The sequence below is a fragment of the Macrococcus lamae genome (assembly GCF_004359545.1).
Classification (GTDB): domain Bacteria; phylum Bacillota; class Bacilli; order Staphylococcales; family Staphylococcaceae; genus Macrococcus; species Macrococcus lamae.
Genome location: NZ_SCWB01000002.1, coordinates 142501 through 154712 on the forward strand (window position 1 = coordinate 142501; position 12212 = coordinate 154712).

A 12212-nucleotide genomic window follows, 5' to 3' on the forward strand; every position below is an offset into this window, starting at 1 on the left:
CCATTAAGGAGGAAAAACGACAATGGCAATTAAACATTATAAGCCAATTACAAACGGTCGTCGTAATATGACAAGTTCAGATTTCGCTGAAATTACGTCAACGTCACCTGAAAAGTCATTACTTGAGCCCCTTCCGAGAAAAGCGGGTCGTAACAACCAAGGTAAATTGACCGTTCGTCACAGAGGTGGCGGTCATAAACGTCAATACCGTGTAATTGATTTCAAACGTAATAAAGACGGTGTTCCAGGTAAAGTCGCTACTGTTGAGTACGATCCAAACCGTTCAGCAAACATCGCATTGATTCATTACTTAGATGGTGAGAAACGTTACATCATCGCTCCTAAAGGTTTAGTAGTTGGACAAGAAATTAACAACGGACCTGAATCAGATATTAAAGTTGGTAATGCGTTACCACTTCAAAATATCCCGGTCGGTACTGTTATCCATAATATTGAGTTAAAACCAGGCAAAGGCGGACAATTAGTGCGTTCAGCAGGAACTTCAGCTCAAGTACTTGGTAAAGAAGGTAAATACGTATTAGTTCGTCTGAAATCAGGCGAAGTTCGTATGATTCTTGCGACTTGTCGCGCTACAATCGGTCAAGTCGGTAATGAGCAGCACGAACTGATCAACATCGGTAAAGCCGGTCGTTCAAGATGGTTAGGTAAACGCCCTACAGTTCGTGGTTCTGTAATGAACCCTAACGATCACCCACACGGTGGTGGTGAAGGACGTACTTCAATCGGTCGTAAATCACCAATGTCTCCATGGGGTAAACCAACTCTTGGTAAGAAAACTCGTAAAAAGAAAAATCGTTCTAACAAACTTATCGTTCGTGGACGTAAGAAATAATTATATTAACTTGCAGACTGCGGCTTAGTCCGCAGTATACTGCATGAAAGAGGGAGGCGCCATAATGGCTCGTAGTCTTAAAAAAGGACCTTTCGTTGACGATCACTTAATGAAAAAAGTTGAGGCAATGGAAGAAAGTGGTAAAAAATCAGTAATCAAAACTTGGTCACGTCGCTCTACAGTATTCCCTAACTTCATTGGGCACACTATCGCAGTATACGATGGACGCAAACATGTACCTGTATACGTAACTGAAGATATGGTCGGTCACAAATTAGGCGAATTCGCACCTACACGTACTTACAAAGGTCACGGTGCAGACGATAAGAAAACAAGACGCTAATTTCATATTTAAGGAGGAGAAACAATGGAAGCAAAAGCGGTTGCAAGAACAATCCGTATCGCACCTCGTAAAGTGAGATTAGTATTAGATCTTATTCGAGGTAAAGAAGTTGGCGAAGCAATTGCCATCTTAAAATTAACGAACAAAGCATCTTCACCTGTAGTTGAAAAATTATTAATGTCAGCTTTAGCTAACGCTGAGCATAACTATGACATGAACGTTGATACTTTAGTTGTTAAAGAAGCTTATGCTAATGAAGGTCCGACATTGAAACGTTTCCGTCCACGTGCACAAGGCCGTGCGAGCGCGATCAACAAACGTACAAGTCACATCACTATCGTAGTAGCAGATAAAGAAGCAGCTGTTCAATCAGCACCAGCTCAAACTGAAGAAGCAACTAACTAACATTTCATTAAGGAGGGAATACAGTGGGTCAAAAAATTAATCCTATCGGTCTTCGTGTCGGTATTATCCGTGACTGGGATGCGAAATGGTACGCAGAAAAAGATTTCGCTACTCTATTACACGAAGATTTAAAAATTCGTAAATATATCGCAGAAAACTTAAGAGACGCTTCTGTTTCTCGTGTAGAAATCGAACGTGCAGCAAATCGCGTTAATATCGCTGTCCACACAGGTAAACCTGGTATGGTAATCGGTAAAGGCGGTTCAGAAATCGAAAAATTACGTAACAACTTGAATTCATTAACTGGTAAACGTGTTCACATCAACGTGATTGAAATCAAAAAAGTTGATATGGATGCTACTCTAGTAGCGGAAAACATTGCGCGTCAATTAGAAAACCGTGCGTCATTCCGTCGTGCGCAGAAACAAGCGATCCAACGTGCAATGAAACTTGGAGCTAAAGGTATTAAAACTCAAGTATCAGGTCGTTTAGGCGGTGCGGACATCGCGCGTGCTGAGCAATATTCAGAAGGAACTGTTCCACTTCATACATTACGTGCTGACATCGACTATGCACATGCTGAAGCAGACACAACTTATGGTAAATTAGGTGTGAAAGTATGGATCTATCGTGGAGAAGTTCTTCCTACTAAGAAGTCTAGTGAAGGAGGAAAATAATAATGTTATTACCTAAACGTGTAAAATACCGTCGTCAACATAGACCAAAAACAACAGGTCGTTCAAAAGGCGGAAATGAAGTAACATTTGGTGAATATGGTTTACAAGCAACAACTACAGCTTGGATCACATCTCGTCAAATCGAGTCAGCTCGTATTGCGATGACACGTTATATGAAACGTGGCGGGAAAGTTTGGATCAAAATCTTCCCACATACGCCATACACTAAAAAACCTTTAGAAGTCCGTATGGGTTCAGGTAAAGGTGCAGTAGAAGGCTGGGTAGCAGTAGTAAAACCTGGACGTATCATGTTCGAAATAGCGGGTGTTCCTGAAGAAACAGCTCGTGAAGCATTACGTTTAGCATCTCATAAACTTCCAGTGAAAACGAAGTTTGTAAAACGTGAAGAATTGGGTGGTGACACAAATGAAAGCTAAGGAAATTAGAGATTTAACCACTTCTGAAATTGAATCAAAAGTAACAGCGCTTAAAGAGGAGCTTTTCAACCTACGCTTTCAGTTAGCTACAGGTCAACTTGAAAATACAGCACGTATTCGTGAAGTTAAGAAGTCAATCGCACGAATGAAAACTGTTGTACGTGCAAGAGAAATCGAACAACAAAAAACTGAACAAAAATAATTGAAAAGAGGAGGACACTCTAGTGAGCGAAAGAAACAACCGTAAAGTTTACACTGGTAAAGTTGTATCTGACAAAATGGATAAAACAATCACAGTCGTAGTTGAAACTTACAAAACACATTCTTTATATGGCAAACGTATCAAGTATACAAAAAAATATAAAGCACATGATGAAAACAATACAGCTAAATTGGGCGATATCGTAAGAATTATGGAAACACGTCCTTTATCAGCTACAAAACGCTTCCGTTTAGTTGAAGTAGTAGAAGAATCAATCATCATTTAATTAATCATAGATAAAGGAGGTAACTCAGTATGATCCAACAGGAAACACGCTTGAAAGTGGCAGATAACTCTGGTGCGCGTGAAGTATTAACTATTAAAGTATTAGGCGGATCTGGCCGTAAAACAGCTAACATTGGTGATGTTATTGTATGTACTGTTAAAAATGCTACACCAGGTGGCGTTGTTAAAAAAGGTGACGTAGTTAAAGCGGTCATCGTTCGTACAAAATCCGGTGTACGTCGTAACGATGGTTCTTACATCAAATTTGATGAGAACGCATGTGTTATCATCCGTGACGACAAAGGGCCTCGTGGAACTCGTATCTTCGGACCTGTTGCTCGTGAACTTCGCGATGGCAACTTCATGAAAATCGTTTCATTAGCACCTGAAGTATTATAATAATCATAAAAATAGAGGAGGTGTCTACGACATGCATGTAAAAAAAGGCGACAAAGTTATCGTTATCACAGGTAAAGATAAAGGTAAAACAGGAACAGTGATTGAAGCACTTCCTAAAAAAGATCGCGTAATTGTTGAAGGTGTTAACATTATCAAAAAACATCAGAAACCATCACAGATGAATCCTGAAGGTGGAATTCTTGAAAGAGAAGCTGCGATTCACGTATCAAATGTTATGTTACTAGATCCTAAAACAAACAAACCAACACGCGTCGGCTATAAAGTAGAAGACGGTAAAAAAGTACGTGTGGCTAAAAAGTCTGGAGAAATCATTTAATAATCTTGGAAGGAGGTTCTCACTTTGACACGTTTGAAAGAAAAGTTTAATACAGAAATTACTCCTGCGTTGATGACTAAGTTCAACTATTCATCAGTAATGGAAGTACCAAGAATTGAAAAAATCGTTGTAAACATGGGTATCGGTGATGCTGTTCAGAACTCTAAAGTTCTTGATTCAGCTGTTGAGGAACTTCAAGCAATCACTGGTCAAAAACCAATGGTTACTAAAGCTAAAAAATCTATCGCGACATTCCGTTTACGTGAAGGTATGCCTATCGGTGCGAAAGTTACATTACGCGGTGAAAGAATGTACGAATTCTTCGATAAATTAGTGAATGTTTCATTACCTCGTGTACGTGACTTCCGTGGTATCTCAAACAAAGCGTTTGACGGCCGTGGTAACTACACATTAGGTGTTAAAGAACAATTGATTTTCCCTGAAATCGATTATGACAAAGTAAGTAAAGTACGAGGAATGGATATCGTTATCGTTACAACTGCTAACACTGACGAGGAAGCTCGTGAATTGTTAACACAATTCGGTATGCCATTTCAAAAGTAATCTCTAAAAATAAGGAGGCTAAAAGTTAAATGGCTAAAAAATCTATGATTGTTAAACAACAACGTGATCCAAAGTTCAAAGTTCAAGGTTATACTCGTTGTGAGCGTTGTGGACGTCCACACTCAGTAATCCGTAAATTTAAACTTTGCCGTATTTGTTTCCGTGAATTAGCTTATAAAGGTCAGATTCCTGGCGTTAAAAAAGCAAGCTGGTAAAATCAAAGAGTTGAAAGGAGGATATTTTAATGACTATGTCAGATCCAATCGCAGATATGCTTACTCGCGTGCGTAACGCAAACATGGTTCGCCACGAGAAATTAGAAGTACCTGCATCAAACATTAAAAAAGAAATCGCTGAAATCCTTAAACGTGAAGGTTTCTTAAAAAGCGTAGAATATATCGAAGATGACAAACAAGGTGTTATCCGTATGTTCTTGAAATACGGTTCTAACAACGAACGTGTTATCACTGGTTTAAAACGTATCTCTAAACCTGGTTTACGTGTATACGCTAAAGCTGATGAGCTTCCAAGAGTATTAAATGGTCTTGGTGTTGCATTAGTTTCTACTTCTGAAGGTGTATTAACTGATAAAGAAGCGCGTCAACGTAACATCGGTGGAGAAGTATTAGCTTACATCTGGTAAGAATTAATAAAGAAGGAGGTGCCGACTCATGAGTCGTGTTGGTAAGAAAGTTATTGACATCCCAACTGGTGTTGAAGTTAAGATCAACGGAAACACAGTAACAGTTAAGGGTCCAAAAGGTGAATTAACAGACACATTTAACGAAGAATTATCATACAAATTAGAAGACAGCACTTTAGAAGTAGTTCGTCCATCTGATTCTAAAGCACACAAAACAATCCATGGTACAACTCGCGCGTTAATCGCAAACATGGTTGAAGGTGTTTCTAAAGGTTTTGAAAAGAAACTTGAACTGATCGGGGTAGGTTACCGTGCTCAAATGCAAGGTAAAAACTTAATCCTTAACGTTGGTTACTCTCACCCAGTTGAAATCGTTGCAGAAGACGGTATCACATTATCAGTTGAGAAAAACACAAGTGTTAAAGTTGAAGGTATCTCAAAAGAACGTGTTGGTGCTGTTGCATCTAACATCCGTGCTACTCGTCCGCCAGAACCTTACAAAGGTAAAGGTGTTCGTTACGAAGGCGAATATGTTCGTCGTAAAGAAGGTAAAACTGGTAAGTAATTAACTTAAGAAAGGAGTATTTTACATGATCGCAAAAATCGATAAGAACAAAGTCCGTTTAAAAAGACATGCCCGTGTACGTAGCAAACTCGCTGGTACAACTGAGCGTCCACGTTTAAACGTTTACCGTTCTAACAAACACATTTATGCACAAGTCATTGATGATGTACAAGGTGTTACAATTGCACAAGCATCTACACAAACTTTAGGTCTGACAGCTGGTTCTAATGTAGAAGCAGCAGCACAAGTAGGCGAAGCAGTAGCAAAAGCAGCAGTTGACAAAGGTGTCACTGCAGTTGTCTTTGACCGCGGAGGATACTTATTCCATGGTCGTGTTAAAGCTCTAGCTGAAGCAGCTCGTGAAAACGGACTTCAATTTTAATAAAAGGAGGGACTCTTAATGCGTCGTGAAAGAGAAGTAAAAGAATTTGAAGAACGCGTTGTTACAATCAACCGTGTCTCTAAAGTAGTTAAGGGTGGACGTCGTATGCGTTTCACTGCACTCGTTGTTGTCGGAGATAAGAACGGTCGCGTAGGATTCGGTACTGGTAAAGCACAAGAAGTACCAGAAGCAATCAAAAAAGCAATTGAAGATGCTAAGAAAAACCTGATCAACGTTCCTCGTGTGAATGGTACAACACCTCACCTTGTAACTGGTCGATTCGGAGCTGGTAGCGTATTAATCAAACCAGCAGCACCTGGTACTGGGGTTATCGCTGGTGGTCCAGTGCGTGCCGTACTGGAACTTGCAGGTATTACTGATATCTTATCTAAATCATTGGGTTCAAACACACCGATCAACATGGTTCGTGCAACAGTTGAAGGTCTTAAAGAACTTAAAGTAGCAGAAGACGTTGCTAAATTACGTGGCAAAACAGTCGAAGAACTATTAAATTAAGGAGGGCATACAAATGACTAAATTACAAATTACCCTCACTCGTAGTATCATCGGTCGTCCTGAAACACAACGTAAAACTGTTGCTGCTTTAGGTCTTAAAAAAATGCAACAAACAGTTGAAGTTAATGACAACCCTGCGATTCGTGGGCAAATCGAGAAAGTCAGTCACTTAGTGACAGTCAAAGAAGTATAAATCAATAAGGAGGTGCCGAAATGAAATTACATGAGATGAAACCTGTAGAAGGTGCTCGTAAAGAACGTAACCGTGTAGGTCGTGGTATGGCTTCAGGTAACGGTAAAACAAGTGGCCGCGGTCATAAAGGTCAAAAAGCTCGTTCAGGTGGTGGCGTACGTTTAGGCTTCGAAGGTGGTCAATTACCATTATTCCGTCGTCTGCCAAAACGCGGATTTACTAACATCAACCGTAAAGAATATGCTATCGTTAACTTAAGCCAATTAGAGCGTTTCGAAGAAGGTACTGAAGTAACACCTGCTTTATTACTTGAAACTGGTGTTGTTAGTAGCGAAAAATCAGGAATTAAAATTCTTGGTAACGGAGAACTATCTAAAAAGCTTACAGTAAAAGCTCATAAATTCTCAGCTTCAGCTATTGAAGCAATCGAAGGTAAGGGCGGAACTCACGAGGTGATCTAATGTTTGATACACTGATCAGTTTCTTGAAAGTTAAAGAAATTCGTAGCAAGATTTTATTTACTCTCGCAATGCTGCTTATCTTTAAAATCGGAACTTACATTCCAGTTCCCGGCGTTAATCCAGAGGCGTTTGAATCGCAAGGTCAAACGGGCGTAGCTGATTTATTCAATACGTTCGGTGGTGGGGCGTTACAGAACTTCTCCATCCTTGCGATGGGAATCATGCCTTATATCACAGCATCTATCGTCGTGCAGCTGCTCCAGATGGATGTAGTGCCTAAGTTCACCGAGTGGTCAAAGCAAGGTGAAGTCGGACGTAAGAAATTAAATCAGTTTACACGTTATTTCACAATCATTCTAGCCTTCATTCAAGGTCTAGGGATGAGTTACAGCTTTAACAATATGCTGGGCGGCCAGTTGATATCAAACACATCTATCTGGAACTTCCTGTTGATTTCATTAGTACTGACAGCCGGTACCGCATTTTTAATGTGGTTAGGTGAGCAGATTACGCAGTTTGGTGTCGGTAATGGTATTTCAATCATTATCTTCGCGGGGATCTTATCCTCTATACCGAATGCACTGCAGCAGTTCTATCAGCAGAGTTTTGTAGGCGCAGATGATACAACAATGGCAGCACTTAAAGCATTAGGACTATTAATCGGTATGATACTTATCACAGCTGGTGCGGTTTTCGTACTGCAGGCTGTTCGTAAAATACCTATTCAATATGCAAAACGTCAAACGGGTAACCGTCTGGCACCTCAAGCAACATTCCTTCCATTGAAAGTGAATGCTGCAGGAGTTATTCCAGTAATCTTCGCCATGGCATTCTTCATGCTGCCAAGAACATTAACATTGTTCTTTCCAGATGCAGAATGGGCAAAAAGCTTCGCAAATTATGCGGATCCGACACATCCGGTCGGTATGATTTTCTATGTGGCTTTAATTATTGCCTTTGCTTACTTCTATGCGTTTGTACAGGTCAATCCTGAACAGATGGCAGAGAACTTAAGAAAACAGGGAAGTTACGTACCAGGTATTCGTCCTGGTAAGCAAACACAGAGCTATATCACTAAAGTCCTTTACCGCCTGACCTTTGTCGGTGCATTGTTCCTTGCAGGAATTTCTATTCTTCCGATCATCGCAACGAGCATGATGAACTTACCACAGTCCTTACAGATTGGTGGTACGAGTCTGCTGATCGTTATCGGGGTAGCACTGGAAACAATCGCTGCACTTAAAGCACAGCTTGGACAACGTGAATATAGAGGATTTAGAAGACGCTAGAGGAGGGCATTCATGAATATCATTTTAATGGGTTTACCTGGCGCAGGTAAAGGAACTCAAGCGAGTGAAATTATTAAGAAATACCCTATCCCGCACATCTCAACTGGAGACATGTTCAGAGCCGCTATCAAAAATGGCACTGCGCTCGGCAACGAAGCGAAGTCATTTATGGATAAAGGTGAACTTGTTCCAGATGAAGTGACCATAGGTATTGTTAAAGAAAGATTAGCAGAAGAAGACGCAAAAAAAGGATTTTTACTAGATGGGTTCCCGCGTACAGTAGAGCAGGCAGAAGCATTGAATGACATCATGGCAGAGTCAGATCGCAAGATTGAAGCTGTTGTCAACATCGAAGTTCAGGAAGAAGAACTGATGAACCGTCTGACAGGCCGACGTATCTGTGAAGTGTGCGGAACAGCATATCATTTAGTATTTAATCCACCTAAAGTTGAAGGTATTTGTGACCTTGATGGTGGGAAATTATATCAACGTGAGGATGACAATCCTGAAACTGTTGCTAACCGTCTTAGCGTCAACATTAAGCAGACAAAGCCGCTACTTGATTTTTACAAGAGTGAAGGCGTGCTTAAAAATATTGATGGCTCAAGAGACATCAAGGACGTAACAACAGACGTTGAAAGTATATTGACTAACCTATAATTCATGTACCTCTCATTCGCCTCCGGGTGAATCACTTAGGTGGTAAGCATCACGGAGTATCCTATTATTATAACGATATGTATGGTGATTCAGCACTAAGTGACGTTATCTCACCTGAAGTTAGAACGAGTCTTTAGGAAAATCATCAATATTCAGGTATAATTATCTGGTTAAGGATGAATGCATGTAACTTTTCTTAAATACTATATAAGGGGGCAATTGATAATGGCTAAACAAGATGTTATTGAATTAGAAGGTACAGTACTCGATACTTTACCAAACGCTATGTTTAAAGTAGAATTAGAAAATGGTCATGAGATCTTAGCGCACGTTAGCGGTAAAATCCGCATGAATTATATTCGTATTCTGCCTGGCGACAAAGTGACAGTTGAAATGAGTCCATATGATTTAACGCGTGGACGAATCACGTATCGTTATAAATAAGAAGAACTCCATCATAAATAGGAGGTAATAAACATGAAAGTAAGACCATCAGTTAAACCGATCTGTGAAAAATGTAAAGTTATCCGCAGAAACGGTAAAGTAATGGTAATTTGTGAAAATCCAAAGCACAAACAAAAACAAGGCTAATATAATAGGAGGTGCACTATAAATGGCACGTATCGCAGGTGTAGATATCCCTCGTGAGAAACGCGTTGTAATCGCGTTGACTTACATTTATGGTATCGGTAAAACTTCCGCACAAAAAGTTCTTGCAGAAGCAGGCGTTTCTGAAGACACTCGTGTGCGCGATTTAACAGAAGATGAATTAAACAAAATTCGTGAAACGGTTGATGGTTACAAAGTAGAAGGTGACCTTCGTCGTGAAACAAACTTAAACATCAAACGTCTGATGGAAATTGCTTCTTACAGAGGTATTCGTCATCGTCGTGGTTTACCTACACGTGGACAGAACACTAAAAACAATGCTCGTACTCGTAAAGGCCCAGTTAAAACTGTAGCTAACAAGAAGAAATAATAAGTAAAGGAGTGAGAATTTCATGGCACGTAAACAAGTATCACGTAAACGTAGAGTTAAAAAGAATATTGAAAACGGTGTAGCTCACATCCGTTCAACATTCAACAATACAATCGTCACTATCACAGATGAATTCGGTAATGCATTATCATGGTCATCTGCTGGTGCATTAGGTTTCAGAGGTTCACGTAAATCAACTCCATTCGCAGCTCAGATGGCTTCAGAAACAGCTTCTAAAGCAGCTATGGAACATGGTTTAAAATCAGTTGAAGTAACTGTAAAAGGTCCTGGTGCAGGTCGTGAAGCAGCGATTCGTGCATTGCAATCAGCTGGTCTTGAAATCACTGCAATCAAAGACGTTACACCAGTACCACACAACGGTTGTCGTCCACCGAAACGTCGTCGCGTATAATTTCTTTTAGTACTCGGAGACAGTTATAATAGTAGACGAACTAAAAAATTATTCGACGTTGTTGAAGGAGGATAAATAAATGATCGAAATCGAAAAGCCTAGAATTGAGACAGTTGAAATTAGTGAAGATTCTAAATTCGGTAAATTCGTAGTTGAACCGCTGGAACGCGGGTTTGGAACAACTTTAGGTAACTCCTTACGTCGTATCCTACTATCTTCTTTACCAGGTGCGGCTGTCAAAAACATTGAAATCGAAGGTGTTCTTCATGAGTTCTCTACTGTAGAGAATGTCGTGGAAGATGTAACAACGATGATCATGAACATTAAGAAATTAGCTCTTAAAATCTATTCAGATGAAGATAAGACGCTTGAAATTGATGTGAAAGATGCTGGTGTTGTTACAGCTAAAGATATTATGCATGACAGTGATGTTGAAATCTTAAATCCTGATTTACAGATTGCAACAGTGTCAAAAGGCGGACATCTTAAAATGCGTTTGATTGCTAATGCAGGACGCGGCTACACTTTAGCAGAAGATAATAACACAAGTGATTTACCAATCGGTGTCATTCCGGTGGATTCCATCTATACACCAGTTGAGCGTGTGAACTATACAGTTGAAAATACTCGTGTAGGACAAAGTACTAACTTTGATAAATTGACATTGGATGTCTGGACAGACGGTTCATTGACTCCGCAGGAAGCTGTATCGCTTGGTGCGAAGATTATGACTGAACATTTGAATATCTTTGTTGATTTGACAGACGAAGCACAGAACGCTGAAATCATGATTGAAAAAGAAGAAGATCATAAAGAAAAAGTACTTGAAATGTCGATTGAAGAATTAGATCTTTCAGTACGTTCTTATAACTGCTTGAAACGTGCGGGTATTAACTCTGTACAGGAACTGGCAGACAAATCTGAGGCGGACATGATGAAAGTTCGTAACTTAGGTCGTAAGTCTTTAGAAGAAGTTAAATTTAAATTAGAAGATTTAGGTCTTGGATTAAGAAAAGAAGACTGATAGAAGGAGGTACGATTCATGGGCTACAGAAAATTAGGCCGTACTTCAGATCAACGTAAAGCAATGTTACGCGATTTAGCTACATCTTTAATCGTTAACGAGCGTATTGAAACGACTGAAGCACGTGCGAAAGAATTACGTAAAATCGTTGAGAAATTAATCACTTTAGGTAAACGCGGTGACTTGCATGCACGTCGTCAGGCAGCACAAGTATTACGTCGTGTTGAAATCACTAACGAAGATGAAACAACTCAGTTTGCAGTACAAAAATTATTCAATGAGGTTGCACCACGTTACACTGAGCGTCAAGGTGGATACACTCGTATCATGAAAGTTGGACCACGTCGCGGAGACGGTTCAGAAATGGTAATCATTGAATTAGTATAAGATTTATAGGGATCGGTTATCTTACTTACACACACTTATAAGCAAATGAGTGCAACGATAATGTCTACCACACATAGATATTGTCTAGCTCAGAGTATTCTGCCACAATTGAACACAGAAATGCGTGACCTCGTGGCAGAGTGCGCGCTTTTTTCATGAAATCCGGATGTCCGGGTTTTTTGTTTATATACAGAATTTT

General features: G+C 39.9%; 25 protein-coding genes. All 25 read left to right on the top strand.

What is annotated here, in order from left to right:
- Positions 1 to 22 precede the first annotated feature (22 nt).
- The 25 genes from rplB (at position 23) to rplQ (ending at position 12013) form a co-directional block, all read left to right on the top strand.
- On the top strand, positions 23 to 853 hold the full coding sequence (rplB, locus tag ERX29_RS02260; protein ID WP_133443061.1) for a 50S ribosomal protein L2: 831 nt from the start codon (positions 23 to 25) through the stop codon (positions 851 to 853).
- A gap of 64 nt (positions 854 to 917) precedes the next feature.
- Positions 918 to 1196, top strand: a complete 279-nt coding sequence (gene rpsS, locus ERX29_RS02265; protein WP_133443062.1) for a 30S ribosomal protein S19 — start codon at positions 918 to 920, stop codon at positions 1194 to 1196.
- Positions 1197 to 1220: 24 nt separating this feature from the next.
- A complete protein-coding gene (gene rplV / locus ERX29_RS02270; RefSeq protein WP_133443063.1) occupies positions 1221 to 1601 on the top strand; it encodes a 50S ribosomal protein L22 in 381 nt (126 codons plus the stop codon).
- A 23-nt stretch (positions 1602 to 1624) separates the two neighbouring features.
- Positions 1625 to 2278, top strand: coding sequence for a 30S ribosomal protein S3 (gene rpsC / locus ERX29_RS02275; RefSeq protein WP_133443064.1), 654 nt, complete (start codon positions 1625 to 1627; stop codon positions 2276 to 2278).
- 2 nt (positions 2279 to 2280) lie between these two features.
- Positions 2281 to 2715: a 50S ribosomal protein L16 gene (gene rplP / locus ERX29_RS02280; protein WP_133431430.1), complete on the top strand. Its 435-nt coding sequence runs from the start codon at positions 2281 to 2283 to the stop codon at positions 2713 to 2715.
- A complete protein-coding gene (gene rpmC / locus ERX29_RS02285) occupies positions 2705 to 2917 on the top strand; it encodes a 50S ribosomal protein L29 (RefSeq protein ID WP_133443065.1) in 213 nt (70 codons plus the stop codon). The genes rplP and rpmC overlap by 11 nt, the downstream gene beginning before the upstream one ends.
- 22 nt (positions 2918 to 2939) lie before the next feature.
- Positions 2940 to 3203 (top strand): 30S ribosomal protein S17, encoded by a 264-nt coding sequence (gene rpsQ, locus ERX29_RS02290; protein WP_133443066.1) that lies wholly within the window; start codon positions 2940 to 2942, stop codon positions 3201 to 3203.
- A 29-nt stretch (positions 3204 to 3232) separates the two neighbouring features.
- On the top strand, positions 3233 to 3601 hold the full coding sequence (rplN, locus tag ERX29_RS02295) for a 50S ribosomal protein L14 (RefSeq protein ID WP_061563437.1): 369 nt from the start codon (positions 3233 to 3235) through the stop codon (positions 3599 to 3601).
- 31 nt (positions 3602 to 3632) lie between these two features.
- Positions 3633 to 3938, top strand: a complete 306-nt coding sequence (rplX, locus tag ERX29_RS02300) for a 50S ribosomal protein L24 (protein WP_133443067.1) — start codon at positions 3633 to 3635, stop codon at positions 3936 to 3938.
- 24 nt (positions 3939 to 3962) lie between these two features.
- The gene (gene rplE, locus ERX29_RS02305; RefSeq protein WP_133443068.1) at positions 3963 to 4502 is read left to right on the top strand and encodes a 50S ribosomal protein L5; all 540 of its coding nucleotides are present in this window, start codon (positions 3963 to 3965) and stop codon (positions 4500 to 4502) included.
- Positions 4503 to 4531: 29 nt separating this feature from the next.
- Positions 4532 to 4717, top strand: a complete 186-nt coding sequence (rpsN, locus tag ERX29_RS02310; RefSeq protein ID WP_133443069.1) for a 30S ribosomal protein S14 — start codon at positions 4532 to 4534, stop codon at positions 4715 to 4717.
- A 29-nt stretch (positions 4718 to 4746) separates the two neighbouring features.
- Positions 4747 to 5145, top strand: a complete 399-nt coding sequence (gene rpsH / locus ERX29_RS02315) for a 30S ribosomal protein S8 (protein WP_133443070.1) — start codon at positions 4747 to 4749, stop codon at positions 5143 to 5145.
- A gap of 28 nt (positions 5146 to 5173) precedes the next feature.
- Complete coding sequence (gene rplF / locus ERX29_RS02320; RefSeq protein ID WP_133443071.1) at positions 5174 to 5710, top strand: 50S ribosomal protein L6; 537 nt, start codon at positions 5174 to 5176, stop codon at positions 5708 to 5710.
- Between the two features lie 25 nt (positions 5711 to 5735).
- On the top strand, positions 5736 to 6092 hold the full coding sequence (gene rplR, locus ERX29_RS02325; RefSeq protein ID WP_133443072.1) for a 50S ribosomal protein L18: 357 nt from the start codon (positions 5736 to 5738) through the stop codon (positions 6090 to 6092).
- A gap of 18 nt (positions 6093 to 6110) precedes the next feature.
- A complete protein-coding gene (gene rpsE, locus ERX29_RS02330) occupies positions 6111 to 6608 on the top strand; it encodes a 30S ribosomal protein S5 (RefSeq protein ID WP_133443073.1) in 498 nt (165 codons plus the stop codon).
- Between the two features lie 13 nt (positions 6609 to 6621).
- Positions 6622 to 6801, top strand: coding sequence for a 50S ribosomal protein L30 (gene rpmD / locus ERX29_RS02335; RefSeq protein WP_133443074.1), 180 nt, complete (start codon positions 6622 to 6624; stop codon positions 6799 to 6801).
- A gap of 20 nt (positions 6802 to 6821) precedes the next feature.
- Positions 6822 to 7262: a 50S ribosomal protein L15 gene (rplO, locus tag ERX29_RS02340; protein ID WP_133443075.1), complete on the top strand. Its 441-nt coding sequence runs from the start codon at positions 6822 to 6824 to the stop codon at positions 7260 to 7262.
- Entirely contained in the window at positions 7262 to 8551 is a 1290-nt protein-coding gene (gene secY / locus ERX29_RS02345; protein WP_133443076.1) for a preprotein translocase subunit SecY, read from the top strand. The genes rplO and secY overlap by 1 nt, the downstream gene beginning before the upstream one ends.
- Positions 8552 to 8563: 12 nt before the next feature.
- Positions 8564 to 9211, top strand: a complete 648-nt coding sequence (locus ERX29_RS02350) for an adenylate kinase (RefSeq protein WP_133443077.1) — start codon at positions 8564 to 8566, stop codon at positions 9209 to 9211.
- A 225-nt stretch (positions 9212 to 9436) separates the two neighbouring features.
- Positions 9437 to 9655 carry a translation initiation factor IF-1 gene (gene infA, locus ERX29_RS02355; RefSeq protein WP_001118443.1) on the top strand — a complete coding sequence of 73 codons (219 nt, stop codon included), beginning with the start codon at positions 9437 to 9439 and terminating at the stop codon, positions 9653 to 9655.
- 33 nt (positions 9656 to 9688) lie between these two features.
- Positions 9689 to 9802 (top strand): 50S ribosomal protein L36, encoded by a 114-nt coding sequence (gene rpmJ, locus ERX29_RS02360; protein WP_017473641.1) that lies wholly within the window; start codon positions 9689 to 9691, stop codon positions 9800 to 9802.
- A 22-nt stretch (positions 9803 to 9824) separates the two neighbouring features.
- Complete coding sequence (gene rpsM, locus ERX29_RS02365; protein WP_133443078.1) at positions 9825 to 10190, top strand: 30S ribosomal protein S13; 366 nt, start codon at positions 9825 to 9827, stop codon at positions 10188 to 10190.
- Between the two features lie 22 nt (positions 10191 to 10212).
- Positions 10213 to 10602 carry a 30S ribosomal protein S11 gene (gene rpsK / locus ERX29_RS02370; protein WP_133443079.1) on the top strand — a complete coding sequence of 130 codons (390 nt, stop codon included), beginning with the start codon at positions 10213 to 10215 and terminating at the stop codon, positions 10600 to 10602.
- Positions 10603 to 10681: 79 nt separating this feature from the next.
- Positions 10682 to 11626: a DNA-directed RNA polymerase subunit alpha gene (locus tag ERX29_RS02375; RefSeq protein ID WP_133443080.1), complete on the top strand. Its 945-nt coding sequence runs from the start codon at positions 10682 to 10684 to the stop codon at positions 11624 to 11626.
- An 18-nt stretch (positions 11627 to 11644) separates the two neighbouring features.
- Positions 11645 to 12013: a 50S ribosomal protein L17 gene (rplQ, locus tag ERX29_RS02380; RefSeq protein WP_133443081.1), complete on the top strand. Its 369-nt coding sequence runs from the start codon at positions 11645 to 11647 to the stop codon at positions 12011 to 12013.
- Positions 12014 to 12212 lie beyond the last annotated feature (199 nt).